Below are 18,966 nucleotides of genomic sequence, written 5' to 3'. Positions count from 1 at the left end.
CGTATCGGCCAGCATCTGCCGTGAGGGTCAATCTCCCCTATGAGGGAGATTCTCTATAAAAGAGTTTACACAAAATTATTGACAGACCCTGGAGATGCGCCGCTGCTGGCCAAGTGGCTATCTGATCCGGATATATTGACTTATTATGAGGGATGAGACCGGCCGCACGACCTACAGTTAGTTAATGAGCACTTCTATAGCGACAGAGATGGGATTACACAGGGTATTATTCAATTAAAAGACATTGGATACGTACAATTTTAGGAGAGCGATGCTCCTGGAGTATGATGCGGAGTTCAAACGTCACTTAGATTAGGTCGGAATGCCGTTGAGACGAGCCGCACGCTGAACAGACGTGAACCAATGGCGCATATCCGAAAAGTCCGCCGCTTATGCAGCTTCGTGCCATAGCGGAAGCTGGTTCCGCTATCTCGACGCAAATACCTGCTCGTAGAACAAAGCCGCCAACGGCAGCTCTGTTCGATTAATTCTTATTATGACGCAATGTTGCTCGCTGCATCGTCCTTCCGAGGCTTGGCTGAAGTTGTCGCTTCAGCCCTCATATAGAGGACGAGTCCCAGAATGACGAGCAGGCCGCCGATTAGCTGCAAGGTGCCGATCATCTCACGGAACAGGATAATGCCGAGAATGCTCGAGCCGATCGGCTCGGCCAGCACGGTCATCGAGACGGTGGTCGGCTTCTCGTATTGAAGCAGCCAGTTGAAGATCATATGTCCGAAGACGGTCGGGATAACGGCAAGCAATGCGAATACGAGCCATTCCCGGGGCGGATAATCGATAACGGTGATGCCCTGGACGGCGTTATAGGCCCAGAAGCAGAAGAACGTGACCGTGAACACGATGATACTGTACAAATAGGAAGGAACGCGGGTCATGATACGCTTGGCAATCAGCATGTTGAAGACGATAGCGAGCATGCCAAGGAACGACAGGAAGTCGCCTTTGACAGCGTCTGTCGAGACGCCGGAGTCTGCCGATCCAACGAAGACTACGCCGGCGAAGGCTATGGCCATGCCGAGCAGAGCCGACTTGGCGATGCGGTCCTTGAACAGGAAGAAGGCGCCGATCATGACGAAGACAGGCTCGAGCACCAAGATGATCGTGGAGCTGGAGATTGATGTATAGTTTAACGAAGCCATCCACAGCATGAAGTGGAGCGCCAAGAAGACGCCTGCGCCTCCCAGCAGCAGCCAATCCTTCACGGATATCCTCCGCAAGGCTCCGACCTGCTTGGCGCCGAATGGGAGCATCAGCAGGATCGTGAACAGCATTCTGTACATGCCTTGCACGGATACCGGCGCATTCGAGTAGCGGACGAGTATCGGGGCAAACGAGATGGCGATCATGCCGACGATCAGCGGCAGCGCAGGCGCGATCGGCGGGGAAGATGGGGCAGACGACGAAGTTGAGGGCACGTTGATGTTCCTTCCTGATCTTAAGATTAACTTCAATATTTTAGCCCCGCCGTTCTCAATAATCAATGAGAATTCGCAGGTTCCATTCCAAGATTATCTGGCGGTCCAAACAAGCTAACGCTTTCTTCATCGGTTGTTCAAGTGTTATGATGGATGAAAGGACGGTGCACTTATGACGACAAACCAAGACAACAAGAATAACCAATCGACGGACAACAACAACCAAACTACGGACAACAACAATAACGCCAAACTGTTGGAATTGATTAAGAACTTGTTCACGCATAGCATCCAAGCGCTCAAGTCGGAATTCGGCGAAGAAGCGGTCGAGGGCCAAGTCTCTCAGCACGAGGTCTACGGCCCGCTGTTCTCCTTCCTCGTGAAGAACGAGCAGGGGGAAGCTTACGCGTGCGGCTTCTTCCTGCGAGAGCTGCTGGCCAACTTCCAACAGAACAAGAATCCGGTGCTCTGGTTGTCTTCCTTCTACGTCGATCTCATGAAGACGCCGGGAGGCAAGCTGCTGCCGAAGCCGCCGCAGTCGGAAGACGAAGCGAAGGCCATGATGGACCAAGTGGTCCTGCCGATGTGCCACCAAGCGATCAAGGAAGAGTTCGCTCCGGAGGAAGTCTACACGGGGCTGGATGTGAATAAGGAGCATGGGCCGGTGCTTGAGGCGGGATTCCCGAAATACAAGGACGGCAACAATGTGTGCGCGATGCCGCTGCACTTGCTGCTCGCTCATTATTTGCTGAACCGCGATCCGTCCGACTTGATTATCCAAGGCTTGTACCGGATCTTGGACGAACAGCAGAATGTGCAGCCTCAGGCGTAATGAACAGGTGGAGGAGCGAGCCGTGAAGGATTACGGGATCATTCGACCCCTCCTAGAGGATCGATATGCGGCGGTACAAGCTGTCTCCGGCGATACGCCGCGCATCCAGCAGCTGCTGCTGAAGACGGCCAAGTGGCTCCAAAGCCGGGGCTCCAGCCAATGGAGCGGTCTGCTCCGCGGCGAGGATTCCCATCGGACGCCGGAAGCGGTGGAGCGCGGCGACGTGTTCCTCTTCAAGAATGGCGAAGACGTGGCCGCCATGGTGATGCTGCTTCGGAAGCCGAGCGAATGGGACATCGAATTGTGGGGCGAGGCGGACAGCGATCGGGCGGTATATGTCCACCGGTTGGCAATCGACCGAGACTATGCGGGCCAACGGCTCGGCGGAAGCGTGCTTCAATGGGTGAGCGAGGGGATTCGATTCATCGGCAAGGATCGGATTCGGCTCGATTGCATCGCCAGCAATGGGGCATTAAATGCTTTATATCAGACAATGGGTTATACATACGTCGGCGAGAGCACGAATAGCGACGGTTCGTTCAGCAAGTTCGAGAAGCGGTTGACGGTGTGATCCATGACTAAAGAGAACGCCGCGCGTAAATGCGCGACGTTCTCTGCTTCGTCATGCTTCGCTATTCGTCAGCTTGGCGAACTTGCGTTCATTCGCTTGCCACCGCATGCCTGCGATCATGGCGCCGATCGTCGGGAAGAACACGATTCGTCCGAGTAGATAAGCATATACTACGGTTCCGTTATTGATCAGATCGAGGACGGAGAAGAGCAGGACAAGACCCATCCCAGTCATCAGAACCCCATAACGGAGTACATAATTCCGCTTGCCGGCGGCCCGTTGGCGCGCCCATTTGTCTACGAATGTTGTTCTCAATCGATACTACCTGCGCTTTCATCATTTAGATAAGCAAAAGTTACTATAGCTAGTCAAAGGTCTACTTATACTATAATAATTGTAGCCTAATGCGCAACTGGATTGTCGCGAAGAATGGAATCGTCGGAGGTGCATGAATGAGGAAGACGATAGGAACGAGATTAGTCGGGTTCGCCCTGATTGCTGCACTTTGGCTGCCAGGCGCAGCAAGCGCCGAGTCGGTGCGGCCGGATCAGACGCCAGCCCAGACAGTGAGTGCTGCAAGTATGCAGACAGAGACACAGACAGAGGCATCAACTGCCGTGCAGCAAGTAGAAGCGCCAACGGTACAATCAGAAGCAGCTGTTCTAATAGATGCCCAATCGGGCAATATGCTGTACGCCCTTCAGCCGGACGAGTCTCTCTATCCGGCCAGCATTACGAAGATTGTCACCGGCATTATCGCGCTTGAGACGACGGAACCTGACGAGATCGTTACCGTGTCCAAGGAAGCTCGGTATGAGGACGGCACTCGGATCTACTTGGCCGAAGGCGAGCAGGTGACGATGGAGAAGCTGCTCTACGGGCTTCTCATGAATTCCGGCAACGACGCTGCCACAGCCATTGCCGAGCATATCGATGGCAGCAAGGAGAAGTTCGCGGAGCGGATGAACCAGTTCGTCCGGGAGAAGATCGGCGTCACGCACACGACGTTCAAGAATCCTTCCGGCCTGCCTGACCCGGAGCATGTCACGACGGCTTCGGATATGGCGAAGATCGCTCGATACGCGATGCAGAACGAGACGTTCCGGAAGATCGTATCGACGAAGACGATGCCGTGGAACGGCAAGGAATGGCAATCCGAATTGGTGAACCATAATCGGATGCTGTGGAATTATGAAGGTGCGACAGGCATGAAGAACGGCTACACGGAAGCCGCGGGCAACACGCTCGTCATCTCCGCGACCCGGGGAGACATGGACCTGATCGCCGTCGTACTCAAGGCGCCGTCCGCCGACGCGGCTTATTCGGATACGACGAAGCTGCTCGATTACGGCTTCGACAACTTCCATATGCAGACGCTCGTGTCGAGCGGCGAGACCTTCACGGTCGAAGACGGAGAAGACACGGTGGAGTGGCAAGCAGCGAACGCAATTGCCACAGCCGTGCCCAATGGCGAGCGCCCGGCGCCTGCGGTCACCGTGTCGAAGGACGGCGAAGTCTTGGTCGACGGCAAGTACGGCGCGCAGACGCTCGGGCAGCTTCACGAGCTGTCCCGCACGAATCACGCTGAGGCGGAGAATGCGGCGAAGGGCGAGGTGCAAGCGCTCGCGGCTGGGGCATCTGGCGACACGGCAGCGGGAAGCGGCGGCAGCAGTCCATTGCTGTGGCCGACGCTGGCGATTCTGGCGGCGCTGGCCGGATGGTTCGGTTATCGCGTGAGGAAGCGCAGAGAACGGATGTGATGTTCCCAACATATTTGAACTTCTGGCGAACCATACTAGGCTAAGATTTGGACGCCGGGAGTGGACAGATATGGGAAGAACGATCGTACGCGCTGGGATTGGAGCCGGAATTCTGCTGCTCTTAAGCGGCTTCTCTGGCTTCGGCAACGCGTCGCAACCGCCGACCAATTCCAGAGAATATTACGAATCCCGCGGAGAGATCGTCTGGGAAGTGCCGATGGACGAGCCTCTTATCGCCCTAACCTTCGACGATGGACCCGATGAACGGACAACGAGCCGCATTCTCGATCTGCTCGACCAGTACCACGCGAAGGCAACCTTCTTCGTCGTCGGCCGCAGAGCGGATCTGTATCCCGAGATTGTGAAGCGGGAAGCGCTGGAAGGGCATGAGATTGCGAATCACACGTACACCCACATGTACTTCAACCGCAGGCTGCGTCAGGATGATATCGAGAAGGAGATCGACCGAACCGGAAGCAGGCTGCAGGAGCTGACCGGCCAAGAATGCCGCTACTTCCGGCCGCCGGGCGGGTTCTACAACGATACGGTGGTGCGCATCGCCCGCGAACACGGGTACACCGTCGTGCTGTGGTCCTGGCACCAGGATACGAGGGACTGGATCTCCCCGGGTGTCAGCCGCATCGTGAACAAAGTCTTGAACAACGCGCGCAACGGCGACATCGTCCTGTTGCACGACCATGTCGAAGGCTCGACGCAGACGGTTCAGGCACTCGCGCAAATCCTGCCGGAGCTAAGCCGCAGAGGCTTCCGGATGGTCACGGTGTCGGAGCTGATGCAGCACAAGAAGCCGGATTCGGTGAGAATGAATCGTTAAGGCGCAGAAAGGAAGCTAGGCAACCAAGCAACCAGGCAACCAGGCAACCAGGCAGCTAGCAAACGAGCCGTCCCTTAGCAGGGGCGGCTCTTGTTGTCTTCGGACAGATTGATTGGGTTAAGGACGGCCCTTGTATTTCCCCGTGTTCACGAGCTTCACCTTCACCTTCACTTCGACCAGACTCCCCGGATTCAAGATCCATTCTTCGCTGCCCGCCAGTTGCTTCCACTTCGCCGGATGCTTGCGATACAGCTCCCGTTGCAGCCGCAAGACGTCGCATCGTTTGGCGACTCCCGCTCGGAACGTATCTTTCATTTCACTGGCGACGATCCGCGCTGACAGTCGCTCCAACTGTGCAACGCTATACGGCTGATATAGCTCGTTCAGGAAACCTCTAACTTTCACCTGGACGCGGAACCGCGCTTCGTTACCCTCTAGAAGCGGCGTAATTGAATAATGCGGCTTGCCCAATATGACCGATGCGATGGGATGCTCCTTATCCGGCACGGCGATCTCGGCACGCGTGATTCCGTCGAAGGTCCAGCGGGCTCCGCGCAGCTCCTGGAGCGTCATTCGGTCGATCATCTTGCTGTTTCTAAAAAAATAGGCGCCTGTCAACGCAAACATTGGCTTCTTCTGCTTGTTCATCTCCCAATCGGTATGGTTGATTCCGATCGAAGGGACCATGGCCGGGTCGCCCGGTTCATTTATCGCCGAGATGAAGTGGTTGAAGTTAACCGGCAGAATAGGCGAGACCTGCGAATAAATAGGACCTGGCGAGAACAAGACCGAATCGAGCGGCGACAAGTTCAAGAGCGACTTCTGGGTCAGAATGTCATCCATTTTCTCGTTCGTACCATAGATTAAGACATTGTAGCGGATGTCCCGATATCGGTTAATGGCATCGATGGCGCCGCTCATGCCAGCTCTGAGAATACGTTCGGTCGCGACGATGACCTTCACATGCCCCCAGAACAGCCGCAGCTGCGAAGTCGCGCTTAACGATCCCAACGCTTCCGTCACGGTATGGCCGGAGCTCTTGCCCACCCAGATCGGAACTTCCCCGCCTACTTCCGTCGATTCGGTTCGCGCGATGTTCTGGAAGTTTAATACTTGGCTGTAAGCGATATATTGGCCATCCTTGTAATCCAATCCGACCGCGGTGACGTACGCCATGTTCTGGATGTCCCGAGAGCTCCAGCAGCCGGGCAGCAACAGAAGCATGGCAAGCGCGGCCGCGATTCGGCATTGCTTCATGACCGTTCGTCTCCCTTGCCCTGATGGTCCGTATCGATCGGCTTCTGTTCGCTCGCCCGTTCCTTCATCATCGCCCATGGGACACGGATGAACGATTGGAGGAATTCCTTCATGGCGGGAGGAGACCATGGTGCCATGTACGGGCGGCCGAACGATGTGATCTGCGTCATATAAGCCGCTAGCAAGATCAAGCCGAGAATCAGGCCGAAGAGGCCGAGGAAGCCGCCCATGATGAAGAAGAAGAACCGCAGCACGCTGACGACCGCGCTAAGCGACTGATTGACCAACGTCACCCCGGATACCGCTGTGATAGCGCCGATGACGACAACTGAAGGCGAGACGAGACCGGCTCGAATCGCCGCGTCGCCGATGATGAGGCCGCCGATCGAAGCCAGCGTCTGGCCGATGTTGCTGGGCAGCCGGATGCCTGCTTCGCGGAAGATCTCGAGCAGCAGAAGCAGGATGAACATCTCCATCTGGGCGGACAAGGGCAAACCCAGCCGGGAGACGGCTACCGTGGCCATCAAGCGGAACGGAACCTGATCCTGATGGAAGGCCATCAGAGCTACCCAAATACCCGGGAGGAAGATGGATAAGAACAGGCTGAGCCCTCGGATGAGGCGTGAGAAGGACACATACATATAGTTGAAATGAATATCCTCGGGCGACTTCAAGATGAGTGTCAGGCCGGAAGGCCCGATCAGCGCAAGGGGGATCCCGTCCACGAGCACGATGAATCGTCCGTCGAGCAGGCTGTTCACGACGAAGTCGGGCCTTCCCGTGAAGTTCATCGTTGGGAAGATCGTAAACCTGGAATCGGCCAGATACTCTTCGAGCTGATTGATGCTGTAGATGCCGTCTACGTCGATCCGATTCAAGCGATCCCGTACCAGATTCAACATTTTCTCATTCGTGATGTCGGTCATATACATTAGTCCCACGCGCGTCTTCGTCCGGGTGCCGATCGTGAGGCTCTCATACGCCAGTGACTGGTTGCGAAGACGTTTGCGAATAAGCGCCACATTGAGCACGAGATCCTCGACGAAGCAATCTCGCGGCCCTTTGATGGAGATCTCCGTATTCGAATCGGTCGGCATACGGGTCGGGCGAAGATCGAGATTCATGCTGTACATCAAGGGACTCGCCGAGAAGAGGATCAGCAGCGTGCCGCTGAACAACGTGTCGGAGATATCGTCAATCGTCGCTTCAGGCGACAGCGGGATTAAGGGCAGGCTGCCGGACACGAGGCCGGAATCCAGCTCGAACTCCCCGCGGAGCGCATACAGTCGGCGAAGCTCGGGGATAACGACCTGACCGATCAGGGAGCTGTTAATGAGCCCGTCCGCATAGACGAGTACGACATGCGACGCCGTTGCCTCTCCGAAGCGGCACGTCTGGAAGCACACATCCGCTAAGTGCTTATACTGATCCCGGAGCCTCTCCTCGGTCCATACCTGGGGCTCCAAGCGATCGGCCTTCATGCTCTCGCCTCCCGTTTGCCATTCTGCTTCAAGAATGATACCGCGAACCATAGAATTGAAGCGCTAACCATCACGGTGAGCGCGATCGGGAAGTAGATCCGGTACATCCACAAGTAGAGAGAGTATTCGTTGATCGGCGCCATCGAAGCCGCCACATAGCTGGCGATAACGCCGATCACGATCCATTTCTGGATGAAGCGATTCTCAATCGGCAGCAGTTCAACCATTAAGAAGACGGATAGACCGATTCGAATGACAGCGCCCGATAGCCACTGGTAGATCGAGAAGAAGTCGAGATGCTCGACGTAGGGGCCGAGACGGACAAGCCGCCATTGTTCGTACGGCGATTCAATCTGCTTGGCAGCTTCCATCGGTCCGAACTCGGTAATGGCTCCGATGGTCGGTCCGAACATGATGTAGAGCGAGACGAGCCCGAAGACGATTAACTGCCAGCTGCGGACCTTGGTCGAGATCCGGTGCTGCAACAGCACGAAGGCGATGAGCTCGGTCAGGCTGCCGCCCGCATAGATTAAGCCGTTCAGAACCGGCGTCCATCCATGTTCGAGCATGGGCTGGAGCAGATGGTAATTTTTCTCGCTGACATTGGAGACGGCGACGAAGATGCCAAGGCCGACAACGAACGGCAGCAAGATTGTCGAGACGAGCGCGAGAATCCGAATTCCCCACAAGACGCAGAACAGACAGATCAATGTGACGGCCGTAATGAGCACGATCTTGGGAGTCTCTGGCAGATAGTTCGTCAGCGTCCAAGTCGTCGTATGGATGACGGTCATGCCTCCGATGAGATAGAACAGCAGGATCAACGGGACGGTCAGCAGCCAGGACACGATCGGATGCGTTCGTTCGGCGATCCATGGCTGAAGCTTGTGCTGTTCGGTGCGCTTCATCAAGAAGCCGAGGAGCATGCACCACGGGAGGAACAGAACGGCGACGCAGATGACCGTGATCCATGCATCGCGGCCTGAAGCATCGAGCAGCATCGGGTTGACGATCACATGGCTCGAGAGGCCGTTCATCAGCAGAAGCATCATGCAGGCTTGCAAGAAGGAGATCTTGTGCGGAATAGGCATAAGCTGAGAACACCGCCAATTGGAGTTATTATGCTAGTGTCTCTTGGGTCGGGGCTTATTATGTGTCAATGGAGGGGGAAGATGGAACTCGGAGCGAAGAGCAATAGGGGGCGGGAAGGAAGGTTACTGGAGATTTCTTCACGTTTGATTCCGAAGGCCATGATTCGTTCTCCTGGTGGGTATGGCAGCTGCTTGCATTATGTTAACATGATGGCATCGGATCGCATAGGGCTCAGACAGAGAGAGGACGAACACGATGGGGAAAATGGTATTTGTCGTCGGCGCCGCAGGCGCGGGTAAGACGACGATTGCGCAAGCGCTGGCGATGAGGAGCCATGCGGCGTTCCTCGACATGGACACGCTGCTTCGTCCGGCTGCGGAAGCGCTCATGAAGGCGTCTGGATATGACCCGGACGACCGGGATTCTCCGGCATACAAGGAGCTCTGCCGCGACCTCGGCTACCGCATCACGATGAATGCCGCGCTGGAGAACGCGCGGCTCGGCACGGATATCTATATTGTCGGGCCGTTCACGAAGGAGACGGCGGACCCGGGCTGGCTCGAACGGGAGCTGACTTCGGCTGGATTGTCGATGCGCAGCGTTGAGGTGAAGGTGATCTGCGTCTATCTGCACGGGGAGAGCTTGTACCGCGAGAGGATCGAAGGGCGTCATCTTCGCGCCGACGATTGGAAGCTGGAGCATTGGGGCGAATTCAGCCGATCGCTCGCCAAGCGCGAGGTTGCCTGGCCGCTGCCGGATTCGAATGTGCTGTATTGGGACAACAGCGAACCGATGACCGAGGAGAGGCTTGCATCGATCGAGCGATTCTTGAACGGGTAATGCCTGGTAATGCCTTGTCTTCCCCGATCATATAAATGGAACAGGCTGTTCCATATGGGGGAAGGGAAGAGCATGACCAAGACGCTTCAGTTGCAAATTGAAGGCATGACATGCGCCGCTTGCTCGGCTCGTATCGAGCGGGCGGTGAGCCGGATGCCGGGCATTCAGGAGGTGTCCGTCAGCCTGCCGCTCGGTCAAGCCTCCGTTAAGCTCGACAACAGGCTAATTGGGCCCGAGCAGATCAAGCGGCGCATCGACGAGCTTGGTTACTCGGCCAAGGAAGAGCTCGAAGACGTCCGAACGTTCAACCGCGGCGAGATCCGTACCTATCGCAATCGGCTGCTGATCGCCGCGATCTTGTCTTTTCCGCTGCTGTGGTCGATGCTTGGCCACTTCGAGTTCGCGTCCGGCTTGCCGATTCCGCCGCTGTTCGAATCGCCATGGTTCCAATTGGCCGTCGCTACCATTCTGCAGCTGTACGTGGCGTACCCGTTCTATTACGGCGCCTATCAAGCGATTCGGCAGCGTTCGGCCAACATGGACGTGCTCGTCGCGCTTGGCACCTCGATCTCCTATCTGTATAGCCACTGGCTTCTGTTCGCTTCGCTGAAGGAAGGCGGGTTTGCGCACGTCCATCCGCACCAGTCGCACCTTTATTTCGATACGAGCGCGATGATCCTAACGTCGGTGCTGTTCGGCAAGCTACTCGAATCGATTGCCAAAGGGCAGGCGCTCAAGGAGATGGGCAGCCTTCAGAGCTTGCAGTCCAGCCTCATCCGAATAGACGGGCCGGAAGGGGAAGAGTGGGTCGCGCCGGATCGATTGCGCCAGGGAGATACGGCCGTCGTTCATCCAGGCGAACTGGTGTCGGTGGATGGAAGGGTGATCGCGGGGCGGACGGAAGTGGACGAATCGTTCTTGACCGGCGAGAGCAGGCTCGTGTCCAAGGCGGTCGGCGATGTCGTCTACACCGGTTCCCGCAACCTCGGCGGTGTTATCCGCGTGAAGACAGGTGCAGCTGCGTCGGGTACGCGGCTGGCGGGCATGATCAAGCTGGTGGAGGACGCGCAGCATGCGAAGCCCGTTATCCAGCGCAACGTCGACCGGGTCGCGGCGATCGCGATTCCGGTCATGATCGCGTGCGCGGCGATGACGTATGCGGTATGGCTGTGGATGCTGGGAGCAGGCGAAGCGGATGTTGCGCTGCACAATGCGATGGCGGTGCTGCTCGTCTCTTGCCCTTGCGCGCTCGGGCTGGCCGCGCCGATATCGATCTTGATCGCTTCGAGCTTGTCCGCGAAGCGAGGGGTGCTATTTAAGGAAGGCCGATCGATCGAGCGGCTGTACAAGGTCGATTGCATTGTGCTGGATAAGACCGGCACGTTGACGGAGGGCAAGCCGAGCCTCGCGGCGATTGACTCGCCGGCGTATCCGGACAGCTATGTGCTCCGCCTGGCCGCCGCCCTGGAGCGGCATTCCGCGCATCCGGTCGCGCAGGCGATCGTGACGGAAGCGAACAAGCGGCGGCTGCTCATACCGCAGGCAGAGCAGGTGCGGGAGACGGCGGGGCAGGGGATTACCGGCATCGTTGAAGGAAGAGTGCTGGCGCTGGGCAGCGCCGCTTGGCTGCGCTCGCTGGGCGTGCGCTTGCCGGCGCAGGGAGCGGAAGCGGGAGGCGCTTCGGCGCCGAACCTTGCCGTCTCAGCCTCCGCGCTCCACCTGAGCGCCGACGGCCAGTGGATCGCGTCGCTCACGTGGGCAGACCGGCTGCGGCCCGGGACGGCCGCAGCGATTCGGCAGCTATCCGCGCATGGCGAGGTGCTGATGGCGACTGGCGACGATGAGGCTGCGGCGAAGCGTGTCGCGAGGGAGGCGGGGATCGGCCGCTATTACGCGAAGATGCTGCCGGAGCATAAGCTGGCTGTCGTCCGGCGGCTCCAAACGGAAGGCCGGACGGTGGCGATGGTCGGCGACGGCGTGAACGATGCCGCTGCGCTCGCTGCGGCGGACGTCGGGCTCGTCATGGACTCCGGCACAGCCGCCGCCATCGAAGCCGGAGACGTCATCCTGCTGAAGGGAGAGCTGGCGCGCGCAGCCTTGTCCATCACGATCAGCAAGCGGACGATGCGCAATATTAAGCAGAATCTCGGGCTCTCGCTTGCGTATAACGGCGTGATGATCCCGCTGGCGGCAGTCGGCTGGCTCGATCCGAGAGTCGCGTGCCTGGCGATGGCGCTCAGCTCCGTCTTCGTCGTCGGCAACTCGCTGCGCTTAACGAGGCAGCTGCGCAGAGAGAGGGTGCCCGATGCCGCTGTCTCCTGATTCGCTGCTGCTTGCCGCCTTGGCCGGGTTGGCCGGCGCGCCGCATTGCATCATCATGTGCGGGGGCATCGCCTCGTCCTTCGCGCTTCAGTCGCCGGAGGCCTCATACAAGCCGGTGCTTACCTACACCGCAGGCAAGACGGTCACTTACGCCTTCACCGGCGCCTTCATGGGCGCAGCGGGCTCGTTCTTGAATTACGCCGGCAACTGGGTCGGCTTGCAAGGCATTGCAAGCTTTCTCGGCGGTATGCTCATCATCTTGTGGGCGCTCCGCAAATATACGCTGCCGGCATTCCGCTGGAGTCCGCTGCGCATTGGGACGGTCGGCCGTGCGCTAAGCCGGCTCCGCCGCCGAAGCGAAGGCGGCGCTATTTTCACAACGGGACTCTTGCTTGGCTTTATCCCTTGCGGGCTGACATACTCGATGCAGCTTCAAGCGGCTGCCACGGGATCGTGGCTGAATGGCTTCCTGCTGCTGCTCGTCTTCGGCCTATGTACGATTCCCGCGCTGCTGCTCGTCGGCATCTTCGCCGGCAAGCTCGGCAAGAAGTGGCGCCGAAGCCTGGGCGAGGCGGGAACGGTGATCGCATTGGTCATGGGTATCCTATCCATACTCAAAGGGTTGAGCGCGAACGGTCTTATCCCTTCGGTTCATCCTTGGCTGTGGTGAACGGTTCATGGCAGACGTAAGCGATCCCTTCAGTTCAATCGGTTCAGCCCAGCCCAACTTGGATCAACCCAGCTAGCGGCTCAACTAACCTTGAAGGGCTGCACGAACGTGCCTTGGTTGCCGTCCGAAGCCAGCGTCAGCTTCGCCACCCATTTGCCCTTCATGACGGGTACGCCTTGCACTTCATAGACGCCGGGCGAGATCTCCGTCACCTCGGCCTCGAACAGTCCGCAGAACATATCCGGCATATACAGAACGGCGCGCAAGTCGGCATTCGCCACGGGCTGTCCGTTCGCGCCGGTCGCCGTCACGGTGAATTCGGCTGGCTTCATGACGCGAACCGCGCTGTCAGGCGCTTGCACTGACACTTGAAATCCGCCATCCTCGTAGCCGGACACGCTCTCCGAGGACGTCGCGCCGTTCAATATCCCCAAGACGCCTGCAATCACCGCAAGAGCGGCCCCTCCTCCAAGCATCCACTTCTTCATGTCGGCACCCTCTTCTGTGTGTCATGGCATGAAGCCTGTTGGTCACATCGCTTCATACGCATGCTTCGTTCTTAAAGGGTATGCCGGAAGCCTTGTATATAATGTTGTCGTTATTTCTGCGCAGCGAGCCAGTTCGTCAGTGTCCGGATCTGATCGTCGGTCAGCGTTCCTTTGAAGGCGGGCATGCCGCCGCCGCCTTTCTCGATCTGAGTTAGAATTTGGTCAGGCGGCATAGAGGAGCCGACCGCTGTCAGCGGAGGGCCCATCGTGCCCTGCAACTGATCGCCATGGCACGCCATGCAGTTGGGCTTGTAGATCTCCAGCGCGGCTGCTTCGTCTACCGCTTGCGCTGGAGAGGCGCCGGGCGTAGCGGCAGATGAGCCGTCCGCAGGCGCTGCGGAAGCGCCGGGTCCGGGTTCGGCGGCTTCAGGCTTCGCCGGTTCTTCTCGCTCATACAGCGAGCATAGCATCAGAATCGCGGCGAACACGCAGCAGGCAGCAATTAGGATGGATTTGAGCCATTTGTTCATGCATTGTTCCTCCTTCAATAACAGCATCGCGATTCGCGGCCAGTTCTACCTATTATGGCCCGTTCGGCTTGCCTGCTCGGCTAACGCTGGGGTATAATTTTATCGCCAAATGATAAATAAGGAGTATGAACATGGGAAAAGTACTTATTTTCGGGCATAAGAACCCGGATACCGACACGATCTGCTCTGCTATCGCTTATGCTGACTTGAAGACGAAGCTAGGCCAAGAGGTTGAAGCCGTACGCCTCGGCAACGTCAACGCCGAGACGCAATTCGCGCTCGACACGTTCCATGCTTCCGCTCCTCGCCTGGTCGAGACGGTTGCGAACGAAGTGAAGGAAGTCATTCTCGTTGACCACAACGAACGTCAACAGAGCGCTTCGGACATCGACCAAGTCCGCGTCGCGGAGGTCATCGACCATCACCGCATCGCGAACTTCGAGACGAGCGGCCCGCTGTACTACCGCGCTGAGCCGGTCGGCTGCACCGCGACGATTCTGAAGAAGATGTACAAGGAGAACGGTGTCGAGATCCCCACGGACATCGCCGGTCTCATGCTGTCCGCGATCATCTCGGACTCGCTGCTGTTCAAGTCGCCGACTTGCACGCCGGAAGACGTAGCCGCAGCTCGCGAGTTGGCTGCGATCGCAGGCGTAGATCCGGAGAAGTACGGCCTCGACATGCTGAAGGCAGGCGCGAACTTGGCTGACAAGTCGATCGATGAGCTGGTGTCCCTCGACGCCAAGGAATTCTCGATGGGCACCGCCAAGGTTGAGATCGCGCAAGTGAACGCGGTCGACGTGAACGACGTACTGTCGCGCCAAGCCGAGCTTGAGACGAAGCTGAACGGCATCATCGCGGCCAAAGGCCTCGACCTGTTCCTGTTCGTCGTCACGGACATTCTGAACAACGATTCGGTCGGCGTAGCGCTCGGCAAGGAAGCCGGCGCTGTCGAAGATGCGTATGGCGTGAAGCTGGACGCGAACCGCGCAGTGCTGAAGGGCGTCGTCTCCCGCAAGTCGCAGATCGTTCCGGTGCTTACGGATATTTTCAACAAGCGATAATCCGATTAGCGATATTAGAACGCAAGGAAACCGTCTGGATACACTCCGGACGGTTTCTTTTTATTTGCTATTTGATGGCCCCGCATGCAATCCGGCTGCCGGAATTGCCCGACGGATCGGTCTTGTAATCGTCGGCTTTCTCGTGAATGACGAGCGCCGTGCCGCCTTTCTTCAGCAGGGAGGTTGATTGACCCTTCGCCAGCGTCACTTGATTGCTGACCAGATCGGCGACGACCGTACCGTCGTCCTTCACCGTAATGTTCGGCAGATCACCGGCGTGGAAGCCCTTCGGGTTATGGAAGCCATGCTGCTTCTTCCCCGGATTGAAGTGTTCCCCCGCATCTTTGAAGTCAGGCGTGCCGCATTTGCCGAGTTCATGGAAGTGTATGCCGTGAACGCCTGGCGGCAGATGGTTCGCTTCGAGATGAATGCGGACGCCGTCGTCCTGCTGTGTCAGGACGGCCTTGCCTACCGCCTCTCCCTTGCCGTTGATAATGTCGACATTGACAGATGCCGCTGGTGCCGGTTCTGAATTCGCGCTAGTCATTGGCGAGCCATATGCGGCATTGACGAGCATGAGCCCGAGCGCGGCGAATCCGACAGGCTTGACGAATTTGTTCATGGGTTCCCAATAGTCCTCCTAGTCCATAGTGGGGTGGTGCTTGACTGGCTTATTATGGGATTATGCGAGAGCTTTTATCCGGGATCGGCTTCAACTTCATCGCGTGTCCAGGGGTTCACTTCGAGCAACCGCCAAGGAGCTTCTAAGGATGGCCGCGTGAAAATCATGTGCAGCTTATCGTTGCGCCTGCCCCCCCGCAAGTATATGGCGGAGACGCGGCGATCCATCTCGTACGCCAGCAGTCCGGAGGAAGCCTCCGGTTCCGTACTTGACGGGTCGCTTAACCGGATGGCGGACAGCTTCTGCGCTTGGGCGGCGAGCAGTGCGAAGCGTCTGGCGTCCATCCCTTCGGCGATCATCCGGATCGTCTCGGTCTCTCTGTGATCGAGCGCAATAATTAAGCTTTGCGCCAGTCGATCCGGCGACGATTCGTCCAGATAGGATCGCAGCTTGCCCGCGGCTTTATGAACCATGAGCTGATGGATCGGATCCGGATGCTCTGAACGATGCGTGCTGCTGCCCAGGAAGTGGACGCAGAAGTGCCCGGAGAAGCCGTTGCCCGGAATGCCGTCCCCGCCATGCGGCTTGCCGTTCATCGAGGCGGCGATTCGTCGGTCTCCTGCCGTCACGATAATCGCCTTGCGCCGCCAACTCCAGCCCTGATCATAGATTAGCGACATGATCCGCGTATCTTCCTTCGTCAGCGGCTGGACGTCCGCATGGTCGCTGCCGGCACGATTCTGGACGCGGAACGTGAGGCCGGTCTCGACGTCCGTGATCGCGAACGTGCTCTTGCGCGGGATGATCCTCTTGGCGTCCTCCCAAGCCATTAACTCTCCGTAATGATGCTTGCGCATAGCTCTGCTTTGCTTAGATAACCTCCGGCTCAGCGAGCGAGGCAGCTTCAACCGATGGCTGAGCGATTCATCCCACCAGAAGCCGTTGGCATCCAAGCGATACGTTCCAGCGGGCGAAGTGAGGTATACATCCGTAAGTGATGGAGTCACGAGAGGCGGATTCAACGGCTCGGCTGCCTCCAGCTTATCCATCGCCGCGGACGGAGCTTCCGTCCCGGTGACGAGCGTTGCCTTCGGGCTTGCGCGGATCTCCAAGCGGACCGAATCCGGGTTAGCGGCGGCTGTGCAGAATAACAATGCTAGTGCCATCAACATGTTGGCCTTAATCGATAGGCGGTACGAACGCATAACAATCACCTCGTGCAGCAATAGGAATCCGGCAACAAGAGGTAGTATTTTCTGCCTTGGCGAGGTTATGTGCGGATACTGGCCGGAATCAAGTGCGCGGATTTGACTTTCGTCTGTCGTTGGACTTCAATTATAGAGAAGAGGGGACATTATGGTTCCATATGAAGGAGGCTGGCAATATGTCGGTATATGATTATAAGGTGAGAACGATTCGCGGCGAAGAGACGATGCTGGGCGAATATCGCGGCAAAGTGCTGCTCATCGTCAATACAGCCAGCAAATGCGGGTTGACCCCGCAATACGAAGGGCTGCAGAGGCTCTATGAGCGTTATCGCGATCAAGGGCTTGTCGTGCTCGGCTTCCCATGCAACCAGTTCAAAGAACAGGAGCCGGAGAGCGAGGAGAAGATCGAGGAGTTCTGTAAGCTCAACTACGGCGTGACGTTCCCGTTGTTCGAGAAGGTCGAAGTCATCGGCGATAACCCGCACCCGCTGTTCGCGTATTTAACCAGCCGCAGCCCTGCAGATGAGTGGGATATCAAATGGAACTTCGCAAAGTTCCTAGTCGATCGCGAAGGGAACGTCGTCAAGCGCTTCGAGCCGCAAGTAACGCCTGAAGAGCTTGAAGGCGAACTGGCCGCTCAGCTGTCGCAAAAATAATCTTTATGCCGACTCCTCCTATGAGGGGCCGGCGTTTTTAGTGATGCGATTACCTAACCTCATCCGTCATCTTTAACTGTAAGCTCCACACCTGTCGCCACTCAGCGCGCCTATCTGTTTTTTTCACATTTTTAGGCTTATCCCCACTGCTCAGGTAGGGGGAGGTTGGGATATGATCGTGCGTTCAGTTGGTATACACTAGGCTCAGAGTTGGTCTGTCATTCGGCATGGATGATTCTTATCCGAGATGACGAATAGAACTCATGCGGCGGTCTTGATGAGTTGGCGGTAGGGAAGTGCGGGACGGTTGGCGCATTGGCGCATCAAGTGAGCGGCTAAAGATTGGTCCAGCGATGCGAACTGGTGCCGATAGCTGTACTCGTCCAGGTAGGACTTCAAATGCTTAAGGCCGACGCCGCAGTAGGTCTGATTCAGGTAACGCACCGCGTCGCGGCTAAAGCTGTATAACGGCTTGTAGCGCGCGAAGTTGTAAAGGCCGTAAGTAGCCGTGATATCCGCATCCGAAGCAACATGACGGAGAATGAAGCTTTGATAGGCGTCCTTCAGGACGATTCCTTTGAAAATATGGCTTGCGGGGACTCTAGCCATTCGAACATGAACCATCTTGCCGTCATCCGATACGGAAGCGGCGGCGATTAGCGGGTGATGGACGGCCCTTGTGCTAAATTGCGCCGCAAAAGAAGTGGCGCCGTATCGTGATTCAAGAATCCGCACATGGCCGGTAAGAGGGGTATCCGCGATGATCTGCTTAATAGCGTGACGAATCTTATGGGCGATTAGCCAGGCGGTCTTGTAAGTGACCTTGATCGCGTTGGCGATTTGCACCGCAGTCGCGCCATGCGACAGCAAATAAATGGCGCGGAACCATTTGACAAGCGGAGTCTTGCTCTTCTCCATGACGGTGCCGGTTGTTAAAGAAGCTTGATAACGACACTTCCTGCATTCGTATAATGGCAAACGTCGAGTTCGGATTACCGACGCTTGCGTATGCCGACAGACGGGGCAGCGAAAGCCTTCGGGCCACTTGTCCTGATACATTTGCTCCGCGCACGCATGCTCGTTGTCATACAATCTGCAGAAAGAATCGAAAGACACGTCGATCTCCATCCCGGACCCTCGCAATCGTAATGGGAACATACGTTCCATTTACCTCATTATACCAAACGTGTGTTCGCAACACAAGCGCAATTAAGCTCTAGGAACGGAAGAATGGGTCCTGATATCGGGGACGAGAGGATATCGGAAGCAGCATCTGAGGTATCGGGATAAGACTTAAAGGGT

The 18,966-nt window shown here is 57.3% G+C and carries 19 protein-coding genes and 1 pseudogene; 9 read left to right on the top strand and 11 right to left on the bottom strand.

What is annotated here, in order from left to right:
* Nucleotides 1–494 precede the first annotated feature (494 nt).
* On the bottom strand, nt 495–1,436 hold the full coding sequence (locus H4Q31_RS11300) for a DMT family transporter (protein WP_311771721.1): 942 nt from the start codon (nt 1,434–1,436) through the stop codon (nt 495–497).
* 172 nt (nt 1,437–1,608) lie between these two features.
* On the opposite strand from H4Q31_RS11300, the gene H4Q31_RS11295 reads away from it, so the two are divergent.
* Entirely contained in the window at nt 1,609–2,268 is a 660-nt protein-coding gene (locus tag H4Q31_RS11295) for a hypothetical protein (protein ID WP_185179179.1), read from the top strand.
* Between the two features lie 22 nt (nt 2,269–2,290).
* A complete protein-coding gene (locus tag H4Q31_RS11290; protein WP_311771720.1) occupies nt 2,291–2,839 on the top strand; it encodes a GNAT family N-acetyltransferase in 549 nt (182 codons plus the stop codon).
* Between the two features lie 51 nt (nt 2,840–2,890).
* Here the strand turns inward: H4Q31_RS11290 and H4Q31_RS11285 are convergent, their stop codons facing one another.
* Entirely contained in the window at nt 2,891–3,154 is a 264-nt protein-coding gene (locus H4Q31_RS11285; protein ID WP_185179177.1) for a hypothetical protein, read from the bottom strand.
* A 137-nt stretch (nt 3,155–3,291) separates the two neighbouring features.
* On the opposite strand from H4Q31_RS11285, the gene H4Q31_RS11280 reads away from it, so the two are divergent.
* Together H4Q31_RS11280 and H4Q31_RS11275 are read left to right on the top strand one after the other, a co-directional pair.
* Nucleotides 3,292–4,599, top strand: a complete 1,308-nt coding sequence (locus H4Q31_RS11280; protein ID WP_245347390.1) for a D-alanyl-D-alanine carboxypeptidase family protein — start codon at nt 3,292–3,294, stop codon at nt 4,597–4,599.
* Between the two features lie 70 nt (nt 4,600–4,669).
* A complete protein-coding gene (locus H4Q31_RS11275) occupies nt 4,670–5,434 on the top strand; it encodes a polysaccharide deacetylase family protein (RefSeq protein ID WP_185179176.1) in 765 nt (254 codons plus the stop codon).
* 117 nt (nt 5,435–5,551) lie between these two features.
* Here H4Q31_RS11275 and H4Q31_RS11270 read toward each other — a convergent pair whose 3' ends face one another.
* Genes H4Q31_RS11270 through H4Q31_RS11260 form a run of 3 tightly spaced genes read right to left on the bottom strand, consistent with a single transcriptional unit; the run spans nt 5,552 to nt 9,263 of the window.
* Entirely contained in the window at nt 5,552–6,691 is a 1,140-nt protein-coding gene (locus H4Q31_RS11270; RefSeq protein ID WP_185179175.1) for a Ger(x)C family spore germination protein, read from the bottom strand.
* Nucleotides 6,688–8,172: a spore germination protein gene (locus tag H4Q31_RS11265; RefSeq protein ID WP_185179174.1), complete on the bottom strand. Its 1,485-nt coding sequence runs from the start codon at nt 8,170–8,172 to the stop codon at nt 6,688–6,690. Before H4Q31_RS11265 ends, H4Q31_RS11270 begins: the two co-directional genes overlap by 4 nt.
* Nucleotides 8,169–9,263: an endospore germination permease gene (locus tag H4Q31_RS11260; protein ID WP_185179173.1), complete on the bottom strand. Its 1,095-nt coding sequence runs from the start codon at nt 9,261–9,263 to the stop codon at nt 8,169–8,171. The genes H4Q31_RS11265 and H4Q31_RS11260 overlap by 4 nt, the downstream gene beginning before the upstream one ends.
* 256 nt (nt 9,264–9,519) lie before the next feature.
* Here H4Q31_RS11260 and H4Q31_RS11255 point away from each other — a divergent pair, with 256 nt between their 5' ends.
* The 3 genes from H4Q31_RS11255 (at nt 9,520) to H4Q31_RS11245 (ending at nt 13,096) form a co-directional block, all read left to right on the top strand.
* Entirely contained in the window at nt 9,520–10,104 is a 585-nt protein-coding gene (locus H4Q31_RS11255) for a P-loop nucleotide/nucleoside kinase family protein (RefSeq protein ID WP_185179172.1), read from the top strand.
* A 72-nt stretch (nt 10,105–10,176) separates the two neighbouring features.
* The gene (locus tag H4Q31_RS11250; protein ID WP_185179171.1) at nt 10,177–12,426 is read left to right on the top strand and encodes a heavy metal translocating P-type ATPase; all 2,250 of its coding nucleotides are present in this window, start codon (nt 10,177–10,179) and stop codon (nt 12,424–12,426) included.
* Nucleotides 12,410–13,096, top strand: coding sequence for a sulfite exporter TauE/SafE family protein (locus H4Q31_RS11245; RefSeq protein ID WP_185179170.1), 687 nt, complete (start codon nt 12,410–12,412; stop codon nt 13,094–13,096). The genes H4Q31_RS11250 and H4Q31_RS11245 overlap by 17 nt, the downstream gene beginning before the upstream one ends.
* A gap of 80 nt (nt 13,097–13,176) precedes the next feature.
* Here the strand turns inward: H4Q31_RS11245 and H4Q31_RS11240 are convergent, their stop codons facing one another.
* Both H4Q31_RS11240 and H4Q31_RS11235 read right to left on the bottom strand, forming a co-directional pair.
* Nucleotides 13,177–13,584, bottom strand: a complete 408-nt coding sequence (locus H4Q31_RS11240) for a FixH family protein (protein WP_245347389.1) — start codon at nt 13,582–13,584, stop codon at nt 13,177–13,179.
* Nucleotides 13,585–13,694: 110 nt separating this feature from the next.
* Entirely contained in the window at nt 13,695–14,114 is a 420-nt protein-coding gene (locus H4Q31_RS11235; protein ID WP_185179169.1) for a c-type cytochrome, read from the bottom strand.
* A 131-nt stretch (nt 14,115–14,245) separates the two neighbouring features.
* Between H4Q31_RS11235 and H4Q31_RS11230 the strand changes: the two genes are divergently transcribed.
* The gene (locus tag H4Q31_RS11230; protein ID WP_185179168.1) at nt 14,246–15,178 is read left to right on the top strand and encodes a manganese-dependent inorganic pyrophosphatase; all 933 of its coding nucleotides are present in this window, start codon (nt 14,246–14,248) and stop codon (nt 15,176–15,178) included.
* Between the two features lie 67 nt (nt 15,179–15,245).
* On the opposite strand, the gene H4Q31_RS11225 is transcribed toward H4Q31_RS11230, so the two are convergent.
* On the bottom strand, nt 15,246–15,800 hold the full coding sequence (locus tag H4Q31_RS11225) for a superoxide dismutase family protein (protein ID WP_185179167.1): 555 nt from the start codon (nt 15,798–15,800) through the stop codon (nt 15,246–15,248).
* A gap of 74 nt (nt 15,801–15,874) precedes the next feature.
* Nucleotides 15,875–17,005, bottom strand: a complete 1,131-nt coding sequence (locus H4Q31_RS11220) for a hypothetical protein (RefSeq protein ID WP_185179166.1) — start codon at nt 17,003–17,005, stop codon at nt 15,875–15,877.
* A 179-nt stretch (nt 17,006–17,184) separates the two neighbouring features.
* Between H4Q31_RS11220 and H4Q31_RS11215 the strand changes: the two genes are divergently transcribed.
* A complete protein-coding gene (locus tag H4Q31_RS11215; protein WP_185179165.1) occupies nt 17,185–17,664 on the top strand; it encodes a glutathione peroxidase in 480 nt (159 codons plus the stop codon).
* 261 nt (nt 17,665–17,925) lie between these two features.
* Here H4Q31_RS11215 and H4Q31_RS11210 read toward each other — a convergent pair whose 3' ends face one another.
* Entirely contained in the window at nt 17,926–18,582 is a 657-nt protein-coding gene (locus H4Q31_RS11210; protein ID WP_245347388.1) for a hypothetical protein, read from the bottom strand.
* Between the two features lie 36 nt (nt 18,583–18,618).
* Nucleotides 18,619–18,792, bottom strand: a pseudogene (locus H4Q31_RS21980) (transposase); the annotation flags it as partial.
* Nucleotides 18,793–18,966: the final 174 nt, after the last annotated feature.

Origin of the sequence: Cohnella lubricantis, from assembly GCF_014212015.1 — a bacterium.
Classification (GTDB): Bacteria; Bacillota; Bacilli; order Paenibacillales; family Paenibacillaceae; genus Cohnella; species Cohnella lubricantis.
Note: the sequence above shows the minus strand (reverse complement) of the source record. Positions and strands in the feature narration are given on the sequence as shown.